Source organism: Paenibacillus baimaensis, from assembly GCF_025567575.1.
Map to the genome: position 1 here is coordinate 234,362 of NZ_JAOQIO010000077.1, position 17,667 is coordinate 252,028.

The following is a 17,667-nucleotide window of genomic DNA, read 5'->3' on the forward strand; positions in this document are numbered from 1 at the left end:
CAATATGTATCATAAGAATAAACTTTGAGACTGGAGGATGTATATGGAATTCGATTTGAAGTTCTTATTAAAGATTCTGAAAAAAAAGCTAGGACTCATCCTATTGGTAGTCGTCATTGCTGGCGGGTTCAGTTTTTATTGGAGCAAGTATCAGATGAAGCCAGTATATGAAGCTTCGACCAAACTGATCGTGAACAAGGCACAGGAAAATGCAGCAATGCTCGATTATAATACAGTCAATTTGAATATCAAGCTGATTGATGTGTACAAGGAAATTATTAAATCACCGGCAGTGATGGACATCGTTGCCCGCCAAAATTCGAACCTGGGCTACACGTCCGAGCAGCTCATCAAGAAGGTGCAGATCAGCGGAATCCCGCAAACACCGATCATGGTCATGACATTTGAAGATCAGTCGCACGAGAAAGCTGTTACCTTGATCAACTCCATAGCCAATGTTTTCCAAGGTCAGATTCCGTTGATAATGAAGGTGGATAATGTAGTCATTCTGAATGAGGCTAAATCCACGGATCACCCGGAAGCGATAAGTCCACAGGTATACTTTAATGTAGCGCTGGCTATGACGATAGCGATAATTTTTATGATCAGTATGGTCGTTCTGCTTGAATATTTGAACGATACTGTTCAATCAGAAGAGGATATCTGGTCGGAATTAGGTATTCCTACATTGACGGCCATCGCCAAGGTCAGAAAAAAAGATATCAAAGCAAGCCGTGCCCTATACGCCAATACCAAGGTAGGAGGATCCAGCCATGTATCCGCCCTCTAGACAATACCCGCTGCTTATTCAATCCCAATCCAAATCATCCGTCTCTGAAGCGTTCAAAACGTTGCGTACGAATATCCAATTTTCGGTTAAAGGCGTTGAACCCAAGGTCGTACTTGTTACTTCGGCAGAAAAGGGTGAAGGCAAATCGACCACTACTGCCAATCTGGCAGCCGCGTACGCGCTTGATAACAAGCGGGTGATTATGATCGATGCCGATTTACGCAAACCGACCCTGCACCACTTTTTTAGCAAGACGAACCGGGTTGGGCTGTCCAATCTGTTGGTACAGCAATGCAATTTGGAGGAAGCGATTTGGGAAACAGGAATTCCCGGACTGATGCTGATCGGAGCAGGTACGATTGCTACCCACCCTACGGAAATGCTCGGATCAGACCGGATGAAGGCGCTCATCCATAAGCTGGCACAATCCTTTGATATCATTTTGATTGATTCACCGCCTGTCATGATGTTCTCCGATGCCCAGATTTTGGCTTCGCAATGTGATGGTGTGCTGATGGTCATTAATTGTGGAAGGGTAAAGAAGAGGATTGCCAGAAAGGCAAAGGAGCAGCTCGATTTCGTCGGCGCACGGATTTTGGGTGCGATCATGAACAATGTTAAAAAACATGATGAAGACTTTCAATACTATTATGGAGCCAATTCATGAGCTACTCAAAGAAATTATCCCTGTTCATTCTGCTGGATTTGATTATTGTATGGTTTAGCATTTATTCGAGTTACTACTTTCGATTCGATGAAAGCATCCCGAGCTTTTATGTTCATCAATGTGTAACCTTCTGCATCGTTTCGACCGTGGTGTTCACTGCGAGCATGTTTTATTTTAAGCTGTATAACCGGATCTGGCAGTATGCCAGTGTCGGGGAAATGATCTCTATTGCAAAAGCTGCAGCATGGAGCTGTGTGATTTCTTATCTTCTCACCTGCTTCCTGACTTATCGGGTTGTGCCGCTTCATGTGTTCCTGCGAACCTTTGAAACGACGCTGCTGCTGCTTGGAGGGCTTCGGTTTGGATGGCGTATTTATACGGACAGCTACCGTAAGAAAATACCGACTCAGTCCAAGGCGTTAATTATCGGTGCAGGCGGTTGCGGATCTTCGGTGGCCAAGAGGCTGAAGGCGAATAAGGATTCCAAGGTGTATCCGGTCGCGTTCATAGATGACAACTCTCTTAAACACCGGCAGGAGGTATGCGGACTTCCGGTTCTCGGCAATCGGGATAGCATTGTAGAGATAGTCGAGAAGCAAGGAATAGATGAGATCATCATCGCGATGCCCTCCGCATCAAAACGTGAAATTAGCAAAATCATTGAGATTTGCAAAACAACCAGCGCCAGTCTGAAAATTATCCCTCGCATCGACGATCTGCTAACTGGCAAGCTTTCCTATAACGAAATTCGTAATGTGGAGGTGGAGGATTTATTGGGCCGCGATCCAGTGAATCTGGATCTGGGTGGGATTGCTGGTTATGTGAAAAACAAAACGGTTCTCATCACAGGTGCGGGCGGTTCCATCGGTTCAGAATTGTGCAGGCAAATTGCCAGATTCGAGCCGGCCGTACTGCTGCTGCTGGGTCATGGTGAGAACAGTATTTATTCTATTGAAATGGAGCTTAGCCGTCGGTTTCCGACACTCAGGATGGAAAGTATTATTGCCGATGTACAGGATGAGAACCGGATTGACGAAGTATTTGGGATGTATCGTCCAGAGGTGGTATTTCACGCCGCAGCCCATAAGCACGTACCTTTAATGGAACGTAACCCTTCGGAGGCTATCAAAAATAATGTGTTCGGAACGAAACATGTGGCGGACAGCGCTGACAAGTATGGGACCGAAAGATTCGTTCTTATATCCTCCGATAAAGCTGTCAATCCTACCAGTGTGATGGGGGCCACGAAACGGATTGCCGAGATGTACATCCAGAGCCTGAACAACAGCAGCCTGACCAAGTTCGTTGCGGTTCGCTTCGGAAATGTGCTCGGAAGCAGGGGCAGCGTAATTCCTCGCTTCAAGGAGCAGATAGCGATGGGTGGCCCGGTTACGGTTACGGATCCAAAGATGATCCGTTATTTTATGACAATACCGGAAGCTTCCCAGCTCGTTATTCAAGCAGGGATGTTCGCCGAAGGTGGGGAGATATTCATTCTCGATATGGGCAAACCGGTGAACATTGTCGATCTGGCCAAAGACCTGATCCGGTTGTCCGGATTCGAATCCAACGTAGATATCGATATCGTATTTACTGGCATAAGGCCTGGGGAGAAGCTGTATGAGGAGTTGCTGATGGATGAGGAAGGCTTAATAAATACGAATCACAAACGGATATTTATTGGCAAGCCGGTCAATTTGAGTCGTGCCTCTCTGGAGCTCGCGATCAAGCAGCTGGAAAAATTAATCAATGAGGATCAAATGGTCATTCGGGACAGTCTCAAGCATCTTGTACCTACTTTTAAGAATGAGTATGTGTCATAAAAATAACCTAAAGGAGCGCAAACAGACATGATCCATTTTGCCATAGTAGGCTGCGGTCATATTGCCCAGAAGCATGCGGAATCGATCCAATTCATTCAGGATGCGCATTTACACGCGGTTTGTGATACAAATCGTATCACACTTGATGATTTTATTGTAAAGACCGGAGCCATCGGCTACACCAATTATAGTGAAATGCTAGATGATCCGAAGATCAACGTGGTCAATATTTGCACACCGAGTGGTTTGCATGAAAGATTGGCGGTGCAGGCTGCGAACGCAGGTAAGCACATTATTGTGGAGAAGCCGATAGCCTTAACGCTTGCGGCTGTGGATCGAATTGAGGAAGCATGCCTCAGAAATGGAGTCAAATGCGCTGTCGTACATCCTAACCGGTTTCGCCCTGCTATTGTAGAGTTGAAGAAAATGATCGATCAAGGTCGGTTTGGAACCATCAGCCATGTCAATGCAACCGTCCGCTGGAATCGGAATCAAGCCTACTATGATCAAGCCGATTGGCGAGGAACGAAGGCTATGGACGGCGGCGTACTGATGAATCAAGCCATACATAATCTGGATTTGCTGCTGTGGCTGATGGGTCCAGTCAAACGGGTGCATGCCATAACTTCAACCCGATTACGTGCTATTGAAGCAGAGGATGTTGCAGCCGCTATATTGGAATTTGAGAATGGAGCTGTGGGTGTGATCGAAGCGGCATCCACGATATATCCGAAAAATTACGAGGAATCGATCAGTATTTTCGGCGAAACCGGTACCGCTGTGATAGGGGGGCCAACGGCAAGCTGGATAAAGCACTGGGTTTTCGAGCATTCGTTACCGAGCGAGAACGAGCAACTGATTCAAATCATTGAAGCGGATCCGTACGGTATTCCTGGCCACCAGCGAATCATCAGGGATATGGTAAGAGCCATCCGTGATGATCGAGAGCCACTTGTCACCCTGAGAGACGGTCGCAATGCGTTGAAGCTGGTTCTCGATATTTACGCTGCTGCCGAACGCAGTGCAATGGAACGCGAAGAGGTGAGTCAGTAAATAGACAGTAGACAACGAAACAGGTTTACCCAGAATAAACAGCTTTCGAAAATGATATATAGAAGTGCGGTAAATATAGAACGGAGTGGATCCTTTTTTTACCGTACTTTAATTCCAGGGGAGAGATCATGATGAGCATAACCATGCATCGTTTAAACTATTTTACTAAAAGGGAAGTGCCGCTACTGGATACGGTGGCACAGTATAACTACTTGAAGGAAGAGCTTCAAGCCGCAATGAATCAGGTTCTGGAAAGCGGCAGCTACATAATGGGGCCAGCCGTGAAACAGTTTGAGGAAGCGGTGGCCAAATATTGCGGCATCAAGCATGCAATCGGGGTAGCCAATGGCACAGACGCTCTGCTGCTGACACTGGATGCGCTGGGGATCGGACCTGGAGATGAGGTTATTACATCACCGTTTACTTTTTTTGCGAGTGCGGAGGTGATTTCACAGCTGGGTGCTGTGCCAGTGTTCATCGATATAGAGGCGGATAGCTACAACATCGATACGACGAAGCTTGAAGCGGCCATTACTCCAAAGACGAAGGCGATTATACCCGTACATATCTTTGGACAGCCGGTTGAGATGGATGCGGTTATGGAGCTCGCCCATAAATATGGATTGCACGTGATTGAGGATGCGTGCCAGGCGATGGGTTCGGCTTACAAGCATCGACCGGTCGGTTCCATTGGAACCGCAGGCTGCTTTTCCTTCTTCCCTACCAAAAATCTTGGTGGCTACGGTGATGGGGGCATGGTCATTACCAATGATGACGAGCTGGCTGCCAAGCTTAGAATTTTGCGTGTACACGGCAGTAACCCTAAATATTACCATTCAATGATCGGCTACAACAGTCGTCTGGATTCCCTGCAGGCTGCCATGCTGAAGGTAAAGCTGCCGCATCTGGATGACTGGAACCGTAAGCGTAGGCAGAAAGCTCTAGTGTATACGGCCCAGCTGCGGGTTACACCGCTGAAGCTGCCAATGGAATCCCAGGGGATGTATGTTATCTATCATTTATACATTATTCAAACCCCGCACAGGGATGCACTGTTACGGCATTTGGCTGACCATGGCGTGGGTTCGGGCAGTTATTATCCGGTTCCACTACACCGCCAACAGGTGTATCAGCCCCTGGGCTATGGGCTTGGCAGTTTGCCAGTAGCAGAACAGGCTGCGCTCGGTACGATGGCTCTGCCGCTCTATCCCGAAATGACCGATGAGGACCAAGCCTATGTGATAGCGGTCGTCCATGACTTTTTTGAAAAAAGGGGTGAGCTTCAATGAGTGCAATGACAGCAGCAACTATAACGGGTAAGGAAAGCGCAACCTCTCTGATGGCCGAACAACTGATGGTTAAGTTTCATGCCAAACGAGCCGTGATTGGTGTCGTCGGGCTTGGTTATGTCGGACTTCCGCTCGCGGTAGAGAAAGCCAAGGCCGGCTTCGAGGTGATCGGCTTTGATGTACAGGAAAGCAAGGTAGATATGGTCAATGAGGGCGTCAATTATATTGGCGATATTGTTGACGAGGATTTGCGCACGATGGTAGAGGAGGGGCGATTAAAGGCTACCTCTGATTACTCCTTCATGAGTCATGTCGATGCTGTAGCGATTTGTGTGCCGACACCGCTTGATGTGTATCAGCAGCCGGATACAAGTTATGTCGAGCGTTCGACTATTGAAATCGGCAAATATCTGCGTCCCGGGATGCTGGTCATTCTGGAGAGCACGACCTACCCGGGAACAACTGAGCAGTTGGTCAAACCTACTCTGGAAAAGGTATCCGGACTGCAATGCGGACGTGACTTCTTCCTTGCCTACTCGCCGGAACGCGTCGATCCCGGTAACAAAAGCTACAATACCAAAAATACACCTAAGGTTGTCGGTGGTGTCACGGATAACTGCACACGGGTCGCATCTACCATGTATCGGGCCGTATTGGACGGAGAGGTGCATGAGGTAAGCAGTCCTGCTGTAGCTGAGATGGAGAAAATTTTTGAGAATACATTTCGCAATATTAATATTGCGCTGGCCAATGAGATGGCAATTCTGTGCAACCGGATGGGAATTAATGTCTGGGAGGTGATCGATGCGGCCAAGACCAAGCCTTATGGCTTTATGGCCTTTTATCCGGGCCCGGGGCTGGGTGGGCACTGCATCCCAATCGATCCGTTTTATCTCACCTGGAAGGCAAGGGAATACAATTACCATACGCGCCTGATTGAACTTGCCGGTGAGATTAATAACAGCATGCCGGAGTTTGTTGTTGAGCGGATCAGCCATATTCTCAATGAAGATAAAAAGTCTTTGAAAGACTCGAAGGTCTTTTTGCTGGGCCTGTCCTATAAAAAAGATATTGACGATTACCGAGAATCCCCTGTGGTCAAGATCATCGAGGAGCTTGAGAAAAGAGGCGCCAATATCATGTACAGCGATCCGTATATCAGCAGATGCGAGCACCAAGGACGCGTATATAACACTATTCCGGTGACAGCAGCGAATTTGAAGAAAGCCGATATTACGGTCATTACGACAGATCACTCGGGCTTCAATTATGATCTGATTCGCAGAAGTGCTCCGGTGCTGTTTGATACGAGGAACGCAATGAAGGGAAAAGAGGTACTTGGCAAGTACTACCTGCTGTGAGTATGAGCGAGAACAAGGTGTTTTTCCGTAACAGCCTGTTGACAGTTGCCAGACAGCTATCCGGAATTGCTATTGGTTTGGGTACAGCTATGGTGACGGCCAGATATTTAGGAACAACCGGCCAGGGTATTTACTCACTCGCGATCTTACTGCCTACGATGCTGATGTTGTTTCTGAACCTCGGTATTGAGGTCTCCACTGTGTATTACATTGGCCGCAAGGAAGAGACGCTCGGCACGATCTATAAGACTAACGTGATCTCAGCCCTGGTACTAAGTCTGGTTTCTTTTCTGATCGGAACGCTATTGATCGTGTTTGCCTCCGATGCTTTGTTCGGTTCGGACACACCGCGAGGTATATTGTTTCTTTGTCTATCTATACTTCCGGTATTGTTCCTGAATATATTTTTGCAAAGCATCTATCATGGACGGCAAGATTTCAAACGGCTGACGGGTGTTCTTTTCTTCAGTCAATTGCTGACCCTGTTGTTAATGTGTTTACTGATCGTAGTGTTCCAACTGGGCCTTCTCGGAGCGCTTATCAGTACCGTCACCGGACATGTAACCACGTTATCTGTTAATTGGTATCTGCTCCGAAACAATTATGGGTTGAACTGGAAAAGTAGTCGATTTTCTCTGGAATATGTCAAAAAAAGCGTATTGTATGGGATTAAAAATCATCTTAGCAATGTCGCAACCTTTTTGAATTATCGTGCCGACTTAATCATGATCGCGCTATTTGTTAATTCAGCAGCTGTAGGCATTTATGCGATTTCAGTCAGCGTGGCGGAGCAGCTGTGGTTTTTATCACGAGCGGTGTCGATGGTACTCTTTCCCAAAATATCGTCGCTTACAAGCGAAGCCGAACGCAATCGTTTGACTTCTGTAGTGGGCCGCAGTGTGTTGGCTCTATCGATTGTTGGCGGTATTTTCTTTTACTTCCTGTCGGGCTGGTTTATTACGCTGATGTTTGGAGCGGATTATGCAGTAGGTGCTTTATCGCTGCAATTGCTCCTTCCTGGTATTATTGTCGGCTCGCTGGAGCGGATTATTGCCAATGATATATCCGGTCGGGGTAAGCCAGGGATTGTGATGTACGTATCGTTCGTCACGGTTACCTGCAATCTGTTATTGAATCTGCTGCTGGTGCCGAGATTTGGCATGATCGGGGCCTCGATCGCGACCTCGACAACCTATACGCTAAGCTCGCTGATATATGTCATTATCTTCAAACGTCTGACAGGTGTGGCCTACAAGGAATTTATCATTCTCCAGCAGGATGATTTGAAGTTGTTAGCTGGATATTTCAGAAGAAAAGTGAGGGCGGTTGGATGAAACGAACAGACCCGCTTCGGGTGCTTTGGCTAACGCCCGCTTACCCGACAGAAGGAGATCCGATAGGGGGGATCTTCCACCAGACCGAAGTGAGGGCGTTAGAGCGCATGGGTGCAAAGGTCGAGGTAATAGCTCCGGTACCCTGGGTACCCCCTATGATGGATACATTTCGTGCCAAGTGGAACCAATACAAGCAAACGCCGGAACAATATCAGGATGGTGGAGTGACGATTCACCGTCCGCGCTATCTGGCCATACCCCGTGCCAATCATCTGGCTATGCCTGATCATCTGGTCATTCGCAATAAAATATTACGGATGGGGATAATGAAGCCGGATTTAATTCACGCTCACTTTTCCTTTCCACTCGGCCTTAGCGCGGTTCACTTGAGCCGTCAATGGGGGGTACCCAGCATACTAACGCTTCATGGTAGTGATGTGAATGTGTACCCTAATATTAACAAAATGACCTTTCGGCGTTTTTGCTCCGCTGTAAGGGGTTCGACATCCGTGCTGGCGGTCAGCCAAGCTTTGGCTGACCGGACGAAGGTAATAAGTGGAGTGCACCCGATGGTGAAACCGGTGGGCATTAATCTGAAGGCGTATAGCTCGCTTCCAACCAAACGGGAAGCAAGGCTGCAACTAGGTTTGCCGCAGGATTCATTTCTAGTGCTCTATATCGGCAATTTAATTCCAAGCAAAGGCATTCACGAGCTGCTTAAAGCACTGAAAGGACTTGTCAATGATGGTGACGACGCGATCATGGGCGTGTTCATAGGTGGAGGATTGCTGCAGGATGAGGTAAAGGCGGCTCCGCATACGATAGCTGTTGGTGTTCAGCCGAATAACCAGATTCCTTTATATTTGGCAGCGGCCGATCTGTTGGTGCTCCCATCTTACCGCGAAGGCCTGCCAACCGTGTTAGTTGAAGCAGGGGCTGCAGGAACACCGGTTATCGCAACAAATGTGGGTGGGATACCCGAACTGTTGAACGCTGGCAGGGGGTTGATGATCAGTGCCAAATCGGTTGGAGAGTTAAAGCAGGCGATTCGGAATGTGAGATTGAAGAAGCATGATGTTGTAGAACAAGCACAGCGCTTGCGAAAGTACGTATATGAACATTATGATGCGGACTCTAATGCGGCGAGGCTCATACAGCTGTATGAAGGCTTGGTGGCTGATGTTCCGCAAGCGATGGAATAAAGCGCTGCAGCAACCATTAAATACAAAGGTGGATGGTACATAAACTATGAATAATCTAACAAGCACCCAGGGTGCGGCAACCGTCGGTATCCAATTGCGAATTCCATATGCCCTGCCATTAATAGATGAGAGAGAGATTCAGGAAGTCATTCATTCCCTTAAATCCAATTGGCTCAGTCGCGGTCCCAAAACCCTTGAATTTGAAGAGAGCTTTGCCGCTTCTGTAGGCAGTCCGTTGGCAATTGGTCTGAACTCCTGCACAGCCGGTCTTCATCTGGCACTGCTCGCTTATGGAGTGGGCCCTGGCGATGAGGTAATTACAACGCCTTATACGTTCGTAGCAACGGTAAATACGATCATTCACTGTGGAGCGACCCCAGTGTTCGTCGATATTGATCCGGTTACGATGAATCTGAATCCGGATCTGCTCGAACAGGCTGTAACGAGTCGTACCAAGGTTGTGATTCCAGTCCATTTTGCCGGTTTACCTTGTGAGATGGACCAGATCCTGCAAATTGCCGAGCGGTACCAATTAAAGATCATAGAAGATGCCGCCCATGCTGTGCATACCAAATATAAGGAACGGATGATCGGGAGCATCGGCGACGTGACGTGCTTCAGCTTTTACGCAACCAAAAATCTGACGACTGGGGAAGGCGGCATGGTGACGACCCGTGATGAGGAAATTGCCGATCGGATCCGAATGCTCAGTTTGCATGGAATGGATAAGAACGCCTGGAATCGCTACACGGAAAAAGGCTCCTGGTATTATGAGGTGCAGCAGCCTGGCTTTAAATACAATATGACCGATATACAGGCCGCCCTCGGATTGGTGCAGTTGAGCAAGCTATCTTACATGCAGGATCTGCGCGAGCTGTACGCAGCGATGTATACATCGGCATTTAGCTCGAATGAGGCTTTGATCCTTCCGGCAGATTTGCCAGGGCATCGTCATGCCTGGCACTTATATGTGATTCGCCTACAGGAGGATATGCTGAGCATTTCACGCAGCGAGATGATCGAGCTGCTGAAGGAGGCGGGTATTGGTACGAGTGTCCATTTTATCCCGGTGCCTCAGCACCCTTATTACCGTAGGCTCGGATTTTCCGTTGACGATTACCCGGAAACCAAGAAGGCCTATGAAGCGGCAATTTCACTTCCACTTTATCCAGGTATGACGATTGAGGAAGTGAATTATGTCAGCTACCATGTGAACCGTATAGTGGATGCTCACAAAAGGTGACAGGTCCTGATGAAAGGAAAGGCGAGTCATGAAGACAACTTATACAATTACAAAGCGCACATTTGATATCTTGTTCTCCTTGTTCGGACTGCTCCTGCTTTTGCCCGTATTCTTCATCTTAATCAGTTGGATCAAGCTGGATTCCAAGGGTCCAACCCTGTTCAAGCAGCAGCGCGTTGGTAAAGACCAGAGGCTTTTTACGATTCTCAAATTCCGTACGATGGTTGTGGACGCCGAGCTGATGGGCAAGCAGATTACTGTTGGTCAGGACCCGCGGATTACAAGAAGCGGAAGACTGCTGCGCAAGTACAAGCTGGATGAACTGCCGCAGCTGATTAACGTCTTAATGGGGCATATGAGCTTTGTCGGTCCACGGCCCGAGGTTCCGTATTACGTCAACTACTACAGCGAGAAGCAAATGGCGGTGCTTTCCATACGTCCAGGCATTACCGACTGGGCATCCATCAAATACAGCGATGAAAATTCGCTGTTGAGCTCGGCGGAGCAGCCTGAGAAGCTGTATATCGAGAAAATTATGCCAGATAAGCTGGATATGAACCTGCAATATTTGCAAAGTGCCTCTTTGACGAAGGATGTACAGATTATTGTTCGAACGCTGCACAAAATTTTATGAGACAAGGAGCTGATTTCGTGTGTTCAATGTGAACGAGCAAGCATTTGTCAAGCTGGGCTGCAATGTTCAGATACAGGAAGGTGTTGTCTTTGGTGATAAGGTATCAATCGGGAATAATGTAATTATTTATGAAGGCACGATTATTGGAAGCGAAGTTATGATCCAGGATAATGTGGTAATAGGTAAACAGCCATTTAAGGCCAAAAATTCAGTTTTACTGGATCGCCCCGAACAAGCGCCTGCTGAAATCGGCAGCGGATGCACCATTGGCACCTCATCGATTATTTATGCAGGAGCCAAGCTCGGTCAGGATGTGTTTGTCGCTGACTTGGCAACGATTCGTGAACGTGTACTCGTGGGCGATAAAACGATTGTCGGACGGGGCGCGTCCATTGAGAACGACTGTACCGTAGGCAGCAGGTGCAAGCTTGAAACGAACTGCTACATCACGGCGTATTCGAACCTTGGCAATGATGTATTCGTAGCGCCGGGTGTGATTACAAGCAATGATAATTTTATGGGGCGGACCCGAGAGCGTTTTTCCAAAATGAAGGGGATTACGATGAAGGATGGTGCCAGAGTTGGGGCCAATGCGACTACGCTTCCAGGTATAACTATTGAAGCTGACGGCGTGGTAGCAGCCGGAAGTATCGTGACCAAGGATGTGGCTGCTGAGGAGCTTGTACTCGGTGTTCCGGCCAAATATGTACGCAAGGTGCCTAAAGCGGAACTGCTAAAATATCAGTAAGCAAGTAAGCACTCGATATAACGGGTTTCTATTTAGTAATGACGTATTCGACCTATTCCGTTATGACATGGAGAGATTCTAATGATAAAAAGATGCTTGGACCTTCCGACCGCTCTTGTGCTGACCTTACTGCTGCTGCCGGTGATGATCGTCACAGCGATAGCTGTCCGATTCAAGCTGGGTTCGCCAATCCTGTTTAGGCAGCTGCGTCCTGGTAAGGAAATGAAGCCATTTACGCTGCTCAAATTCAGGACGATGACAGATGGGGTCGACCCAAGTGGCAAGCTGCTCCCTGACGAACAAAGGCTAACTCCCTTTGGTCTTAAGCTGCGCAGGCTCAGTCTGGATGAGCTGCCGCAATTGTTTAATGTGATTCGTGGAGATATGAGCTTGATTGGACCGAGACCACTGCTGATCCGTTACCTGCCTTATTTTACGGAGGAAGAGAAGAAACGGTTTTCGATTCGTCCAGGAATTACGGGTCTTGCGCAAATTAACGGTCGCAATAACATCGGTTGGGGTGGGAGGTTCGCATTGGATATCAAATATGTAGAAGAGCAGACACTGGTAATGGATGCAATAATTGTATGGCAAACGATAGTAAAGGTCATCGGACGCAAGGATGTAGCGGAAGCACCGAGTCTGACCCTGCCGGATTTGGATGACGAACGTAGACTATGGGGGCGAAAGGATGCAAGCAAAAGTTAGATGGAAGCTGGTGTTATTCGGAAGTATGGGTGTAGCCGTCGATTGCCTGAAATGGCTGCTATCAGAGGACAAATTCGAGGTCATCGGTGTAGTATGCACACGAAAGCCAAGATCGGCATGGCGTATAGCTGTTGATGATCAGGATATGCAGGAAGCAGCTGTCCGTTGGGGAGTCCCCTTGCTCACAATGGACGACGTACTTGAATTGGAGGCGGATATAGGCTTAAGCGTGCGTTTTCATGAGATATTGCGGCCCAAGCATCTGGAGCGGTTTCTGTTAGGTGTTGTTAATTTACATGGAGCACCTCTGCCGGACATGCGTGGGTCGATGTGTGACGCAGCCGCAATTATTGAGGGACGAAGCGAATTCGGCACAAGTCTTCATTGGATGGATAAGGGTATTGATACCGGACCGATTCTGGCAGTACGGCGTTTTCCGATTAATGCTGCTGACACGGTATACGAATTGTTTCAGCAAAGTAATCAGCTGGGATTGGAGCTAATCAAAGAAACACTGGTTCATATTGCCATGGGCAAGCTAAGGGGAACCTCTCAGCAGGATTATATGAATCAAACAGGTATCCAGGCAGCTACCTATTATGCGGAGCAGGTGCTTACTTATAAGTTGTTATCTGCGAAGCTGTCGTCAGAAGAAGTCAAGAGGCGGATACGAGCGTTCCAGTTTCCAGGTCATGTTCCGGCTCGTTTCATGTCAGATCAGGAAACAGCGGCCCTGCATTTCAAGCAAGCAGATAGTTAATAAGGAGAGGAATAGTGGTAATGAACATTCAGCTGTTAGGCGCCGGGCAGGCGGATCAATGGGATGCTTATCTACGTCAGGTACCGCGCAGCGATATTTACTTTACTGCCGGATACGCCAGAATTTATGAGGAAAATGGAGATGGAGAAGCACAGCTATTTATTTATGAACGTGATGGACAGTTCGTCTGTTATCCCTATTTGCTGCGCAATATTAGCGATCTGCCTGTAGTTGCCCGCTTGAAGCTTGGTCATGAGGTGTACGATATTTCTACGCCTTACGGTTATGGAGGACCGTTGACCAATGTGGTCGAGCCTGCGGACAAGGCGGTTATATTTCGCGAGTTTGAAAGTGTGTTCCATGCCTACTGTGAGGAGAAGCACATCATTACGGAATTCGTCCGGTTTCACCCGATATTGAACAATGCCTTGGATTATGAGGCTGTTGACCCCTGTTTTGTACGTAATACGATTTATATTAACCTGGATCAAAGCGAGGAGGATATGCAGAGGCAGTATTCCAGAGATAATCGAAATCGGATTCGACGGGCGTTAAAGGAGGGCCTTACCGTTGCTCAGGCCGACACCGGAGATTTGGAACAGCTACTGGCGCTCTATTACTCTACGATGGATAAGAAGCAGGCCCAGTCCTATTACTATTTCAGTGAACAGTTTTTTGCTAACACGGTACAAATACTAGGAGATCAGATAGGGCTCGTGGAGGTCAAATATGGTGACAAGGTCATTGCTTCCGCGATGTTTATGTATAGCGGCGAATTTGCGCACTATCATCTGATGGGCTCCGATAGACAGTATTTGCCGGTGGCACCGATTAATTTGCTGATTCATTATGCGGCTACGCAGGCTCGTGAACGTGGGTATCGTTACATGCATCTGGGGGGCGGCTATACAGGCAACGATAACTTGTTTCGTTTCAAGCGGAGCTTTAACGAGAAGACGATGGCCGACTTTTATATTGGCAAGCGTATACACTGCGAATCCTTGTATCAAGCCATCATAGAACCTATTGCAATCTCAATGGTTGAACAAAATTATTTTCCTTTGTACCGACATCCGGAGCTTCAGGAAGCACCAATATCATCCATATTGATTGGGTCCGCTCATTCTTAGCAAAGAAAGGTGAAATAAATGAACGATGCACAAAAAATTTATTTATCGCCACCCCACATGGGGGAGCAGGAACAGCTTCTAGTTATGGATGCCTTTGCATCTAATTGGATTGCTCCAATCGGTCCTCATGTGGATAGCTTTGAAAGAGAGCTGGCCGACTATGTTGGCGCGCGAGGGGCTGTAGCCTTGTGTTCCGGCACCTCTGCTATCCATCTGGGGCTGCGACTTTTGGAAGTAGGAAAGGGCGATATCGTTTTTTGCTCGAGCTTAACCTTCATTGCCAGCGCGAATCCGATTGTGTATCAAGGGGCTGAACCCGTATTTATCGATTCCGAGCCTGATTCATGGAATATGTCCCCAAGCGCACTTCAGCAAGCTTTTATCGATGCAAGCTGCCTGGGTAGGATGCCTAAAGCTGTCATTGTGGTCCACCTATATGGGCAAAATGCCGATATGGATGCCATTAAGCCAATTTGTGATCACTATGGAGTACCCATTGTGGAAGATGCCGCCGAATCTTTGGGTGCCAGCTACAAAGGTGCCATGAGTGGAACGATTGGGAAGCTTGGGATCTATTCATTCAGTGGTAATAAAATTATTACAACCTCTAGCGGCGGTATGCTTGTATCGGATGATGAGGTGCTGCTCAAGAAGGCAAAATTTTTGGCCACACAAGCCAGAGAGCCCGCCCGACACTACCAGCATAATGAGCTCGGCTACAATTACCGGATGAGCAATTTGCTAGCGGCTGTGGGTCGTGGGCAGCTTGGTGTACTGAATGACCGGATTGAATCTCGTCGTGCGATTTTTGAGAGGTATAGGGAAGGATTAAGCGCATTTCCGGGAGTTTCCTTTATGCCTGAAATGTCATATGGAAGGTCGAATCGCTGGTTGACGGTGATGCTGTTGGATTCACGATTGACCGAGACGACACCGAACCAGCTTATCGATGCGTTGTCCGAACAAAATATCGAGTCAAGACCGTTGTGGAAGCCTCTGCACCTTCAGCCGTTATATGAGGGGGTACGCTATTACCCGCATAGTCCTGAGGAAAGTGTTTCGGAGCGGTTGTTTCACTCAGGTATTTGTCTGCCATCAGGGTCAAACTTATCGGTGGAAGACATGAATCGAGTTATCCGTTGTATGAGCGGTTGCATGAAGAAGGAAGTCGTCAAAAATTTCCGTTAAAGTATAGCTGACAGTCGACTGCTCAGTACCAAGAAGGTAGCAGGAAGGTGAAGCCAGAGGATGGTTATTTTATGTTACACAATCTGAACAATCGAACACATTCCCGTTCCGTGGTGTGGTATTTGCTGCCGCTTCTTCTGTGGATTGTCATTATTATACTGCTGTCCTTTCAGCCCTACTCACAGCAAAGCGTTCAACCATGGCTGAAATCACATTTCACACCGCAGCAGCTAGCTGATCGGCTCCCTGATGTAACGATTCATTATCTGGGCTCAGAGGTTGCAGCGAAGAAAAGACCTTATACCTTCGTCGAGTTTTTTGTCAGAAAAGGGGCGCATCTGTTTGTTTACTCTGTGCTGGCTGTTCTTTCCTACCTGTTTGTGACCCCATTCTTTCGCCGTGTCGCATGGAAAATGATTGCTGCTTTATTCGCCGTGATGCTGGTTGGCGGACTGGATGAGTGGAACCAGTCGTTTACAATCGCCAGAACCGGAGCTGTGCAGGATATTGGCATCGATTTACTTGGGGCTGGTATGGTCCTGCTGCTTGTTATCCTGTTTGAGAGGAGAAGAAGATGAAAACTAAAGTGATTGATGAGCTGTTTTTGCTTAGGGCTATCGCCTGTCTTAGTATCGTGCTGCTGCACTCCATCCATCGGATTTATGGTGATGAGACCATGATCATCCGAATGATTACGCTTCTGATGACGTTTGGCACGCCGACCTTCGTATTTATTTCCGAATTTATTTTATCCCATTCGTACCCGCATTCCATCCCGCGCCATTTTTGGGGAAAGCGGATTTCTTACATTTTAGTCCCTTATGTGCTATTTGGTATTTTTTATGCCGGGATGAAGGCGGTTGAGGCCAGTATGACTACGGGTGCGCCGCTCGTGCAAACCTTTATGGAGCTATCCCTGCTTCATGTACTGATAGGCGACTATCATGGGTATTTTATTCTGATTATTTTCCAATTTTATTTGCTTCATCGTTGGTTTCAAGTTTACATTCAGCGATATTCAGCAAAGCTTGTGCTGGGTGTTTCTTTAGTCATTAATTTGGCCTACTTGGGCTTTTTTAACTTTACCGACCCGATGAATATTCCTTATTCCTCTTATATTTGGAGTAAATTATATTGGGTTCCTTGTCTGGGGTGGCTGTTCTACTTTACACTAGCTTATTATTGCGGACGTCATTATGAGGTATTCAAGGACCATATTCGCCGCAATGGCCAGTGGATTATGGCTTTTCTGTTGGTGACAGCGGTCATTCCTTTATATTTAATGCAGCAGGGAATTTTAAAGGATATTTCTTCAAAAAGAGTGGATATGCTTTTTTTTACGGTCGCTATGAGCCTTTTTCTGTTTTATATCGCGATCCGGCTAAAAGAGGTTCCGCGGTGGATACTGACCATCAGTCGGTATTCGTTCGGGATTTATTTGTTTCATCCGTTGTTTTTGGCCGTCATGGTGCTCATCACGCGTAGAATCCCACTGTTGAACGAAAATATAATTGGAGTCATTGTTATGCTAGTGGGAAGCACATTGGCTTCGATCGTGACGCTGCATGTTTTAAACAAATGGAGCTGGGGACCTTATTTTGCTGGGAAGGTGGGAATGGGGAAGCGTGAGCTTGAATCTAAACCAATCCCCACTAAAGAGAGCTCTGCTAAAGAGCTGCCCGTATAAGAATCTTAACCACTTGCGAAACGATATATAAATGTGAATGATTGGAATTT

Annotated in this window: 17 protein-coding genes; all 17 read left to right on the forward strand. The window is 47.4% G+C overall.

From position 1 onward, the window contains the following. Positions 1 to 43: 43 nt before the first annotated feature. On the forward strand, positions 44 to 790 hold the full coding sequence (locus OB236_RS18925) for a YveK family protein (RefSeq protein WP_262685401.1): 747 nt from the start codon (positions 44 to 46) through the stop codon (positions 788 to 790). After that, a complete protein-coding gene (locus tag OB236_RS18930; RefSeq protein ID WP_262685402.1) occupies positions 774 to 1,457 on the forward strand; it encodes a CpsD/CapB family tyrosine-protein kinase in 684 nt (227 codons plus the stop codon). Before OB236_RS18925 ends, OB236_RS18930 begins: the two co-directional genes overlap by 17 nt. Beyond that, complete coding sequence (locus OB236_RS18935) at positions 1,454 to 3,280, forward strand: polysaccharide biosynthesis protein (protein WP_262685403.1); 1,827 nt, start codon at positions 1,454 to 1,456, stop codon at positions 3,278 to 3,280. The genes OB236_RS18930 and OB236_RS18935 overlap by 4 nt, the downstream gene beginning before the upstream one ends. Before the next feature lie 27 nt (positions 3,281 to 3,307). After that, a complete protein-coding gene (locus OB236_RS18940) occupies positions 3,308 to 4,333 on the forward strand; it encodes a Gfo/Idh/MocA family protein (protein WP_262685404.1) in 1,026 nt (341 codons plus the stop codon). 131 nt (positions 4,334 to 4,464) lie between these two features. Beyond that, the gene (locus OB236_RS18945; protein ID WP_262685405.1) at positions 4,465 to 5,622 is read left to right on the forward strand and encodes a DegT/DnrJ/EryC1/StrS family aminotransferase; all 1,158 of its coding nucleotides are present in this window, start codon (positions 4,465 to 4,467) and stop codon (positions 5,620 to 5,622) included. Positions 5,623 to 5,627: 5 nt separating this feature from the next. Beyond that, positions 5,628 to 6,983, forward strand: a complete 1,356-nt coding sequence (locus OB236_RS18950; protein ID WP_408638494.1) for a nucleotide sugar dehydrogenase — start codon at positions 5,628 to 5,630, stop codon at positions 6,981 to 6,983. A 2-nt stretch (positions 6,984 to 6,985) separates the two neighbouring features. Next, complete coding sequence (locus tag OB236_RS18955; RefSeq protein WP_262685406.1) at positions 6,986 to 8,317, forward strand: flippase; 1,332 nt, start codon at positions 6,986 to 6,988, stop codon at positions 8,315 to 8,317. After that, positions 8,314 to 9,519 (forward strand): glycosyltransferase, encoded by a 1,206-nt coding sequence (locus OB236_RS18960; protein ID WP_076233309.1) that lies wholly within the window; start codon positions 8,314 to 8,316, stop codon positions 9,517 to 9,519. The genes OB236_RS18955 and OB236_RS18960 overlap by 4 nt, the downstream gene beginning before the upstream one ends. 46 nt (positions 9,520 to 9,565) lie before the next feature. Then, on the forward strand, positions 9,566 to 10,762 hold the full coding sequence (locus OB236_RS18965; RefSeq protein WP_076233310.1) for a DegT/DnrJ/EryC1/StrS family aminotransferase: 1,197 nt from the start codon (positions 9,566 to 9,568) through the stop codon (positions 10,760 to 10,762). A 28-nt stretch (positions 10,763 to 10,790) separates the two neighbouring features. Beyond that, entirely contained in the window at positions 10,791 to 11,396 is a 606-nt protein-coding gene (locus OB236_RS18970; RefSeq protein WP_076233311.1) for a sugar transferase, read from the forward strand. Positions 11,397 to 11,415: 19 nt separating this feature from the next. Then, positions 11,416 to 12,144, forward strand: coding sequence for an acyltransferase (locus OB236_RS18975; RefSeq protein WP_076233312.1), 729 nt, complete (start codon positions 11,416 to 11,418; stop codon positions 12,142 to 12,144). Between the two features lie 81 nt (positions 12,145 to 12,225). Then, entirely contained in the window at positions 12,226 to 12,852 is a 627-nt protein-coding gene (locus OB236_RS18980) for a sugar transferase (protein WP_144026511.1), read from the forward strand. Then, complete coding sequence (locus OB236_RS18985; RefSeq protein ID WP_262685407.1) at positions 12,836 to 13,612, forward strand: methionyl-tRNA formyltransferase; 777 nt, start codon at positions 12,836 to 12,838, stop codon at positions 13,610 to 13,612. The genes OB236_RS18980 and OB236_RS18985 overlap by 17 nt, the downstream gene beginning before the upstream one ends. 20 nt (positions 13,613 to 13,632) lie before the next feature. Then, positions 13,633 to 14,742: a lipid II:glycine glycyltransferase FemX gene (locus tag OB236_RS18990; RefSeq protein WP_262685408.1), complete on the forward strand. Its 1,110-nt coding sequence runs from the start codon at positions 13,633 to 13,635 to the stop codon at positions 14,740 to 14,742. A gap of 18 nt (positions 14,743 to 14,760) precedes the next feature. Beyond that, complete coding sequence (locus OB236_RS18995; protein ID WP_262685409.1) at positions 14,761 to 15,930, forward strand: DegT/DnrJ/EryC1/StrS family aminotransferase; 1,170 nt, start codon at positions 14,761 to 14,763, stop codon at positions 15,928 to 15,930. A gap of 71 nt (positions 15,931 to 16,001) precedes the next feature. Further along, positions 16,002 to 16,508, forward strand: coding sequence for a VanZ family protein (locus tag OB236_RS19000; RefSeq protein ID WP_144026512.1), 507 nt, complete (start codon positions 16,002 to 16,004; stop codon positions 16,506 to 16,508). Continuing rightward, positions 16,505 to 17,617: an acyltransferase family protein gene (locus OB236_RS19005; protein ID WP_076233317.1), complete on the forward strand. Its 1,113-nt coding sequence runs from the start codon at positions 16,505 to 16,507 to the stop codon at positions 17,615 to 17,617. The genes OB236_RS19000 and OB236_RS19005 overlap by 4 nt, the downstream gene beginning before the upstream one ends. Positions 17,618 to 17,667: the final 50 nt, after the last annotated feature.

What these genes read in the sequence shown, in the direction of transcription:
- OB236_RS18970 (WP_076233311.1), top strand. Translation starts at nt 10,791, where the DNA reads ATGAAGACAACTTATACAATTACAAAGCGCACATTTGATATCTTGTTC.
- OB236_RS18930 (WP_262685402.1), top strand. Translation starts at nt 774, where the DNA reads ATGTATCCGCCCTCTAGACAATACCCGCTGCTTATTCAATCCCAATCC.
- OB236_RS18945 (WP_262685405.1), top strand. Translation starts at nt 4,465, where the DNA reads ATGAGCATAACCATGCATCGTTTAAACTATTTTACTAAAAGGGAAGTG.
- OB236_RS18955 (WP_262685406.1), top strand. Translation starts at nt 6,986, where the DNA reads ATGAGCGAGAACAAGGTGTTTTTCCGTAACAGCCTGTTGACAGTTGCC.
- OB236_RS18980 (WP_144026511.1), top strand. Translation starts at nt 12,226, where the DNA reads ATGATAAAAAGATGCTTGGACCTTCCGACCGCTCTTGTGCTGACCTTA.
- OB236_RS18985 (WP_262685407.1), top strand. Translation starts at nt 12,836, where the DNA reads ATGCAAGCAAAAGTTAGATGGAAGCTGGTGTTATTCGGAAGTATGGGT.
- OB236_RS18960 (WP_076233309.1), top strand. Translation starts at nt 8,314, where the DNA reads ATGAAACGAACAGACCCGCTTCGGGTGCTTTGGCTAACGCCCGCTTAC.
- OB236_RS19005 (WP_076233317.1), top strand. Translation starts at nt 16,505, where the DNA reads ATGAAAACTAAAGTGATTGATGAGCTGTTTTTGCTTAGGGCTATCGCC.
- OB236_RS18950 (WP_408638494.1), top strand. Translation starts at nt 5,628, where the DNA reads ATGACAGCAGCAACTATAACGGGTAAGGAAAGCGCAACCTCTCTGATG.
- OB236_RS18990 (WP_262685408.1), top strand. Translation starts at nt 13,633, where the DNA reads ATGAACATTCAGCTGTTAGGCGCCGGGCAGGCGGATCAATGGGATGCT.
- OB236_RS18940 (WP_262685404.1), top strand. Translation starts at nt 3,308, where the DNA reads ATGATCCATTTTGCCATAGTAGGCTGCGGTCATATTGCCCAGAAGCAT.
- OB236_RS18935 (WP_262685403.1), top strand. Translation starts at nt 1,454, where the DNA reads ATGAGCTACTCAAAGAAATTATCCCTGTTCATTCTGCTGGATTTGATT.
- OB236_RS18925 (WP_262685401.1), top strand. Translation starts at nt 44, where the DNA reads ATGGAATTCGATTTGAAGTTCTTATTAAAGATTCTGAAAAAAAAGCTA.
- OB236_RS19000 (WP_144026512.1), top strand. Translation starts at nt 16,002, where the DNA reads ATGTTACACAATCTGAACAATCGAACACATTCCCGTTCCGTGGTGTGG.
- OB236_RS18995 (WP_262685409.1), top strand. Translation starts at nt 14,761, where the DNA reads ATGAACGATGCACAAAAAATTTATTTATCGCCACCCCACATGGGGGAG.
- OB236_RS18965 (WP_076233310.1), top strand. Translation starts at nt 9,566, where the DNA reads ATGAATAATCTAACAAGCACCCAGGGTGCGGCAACCGTCGGTATCCAA.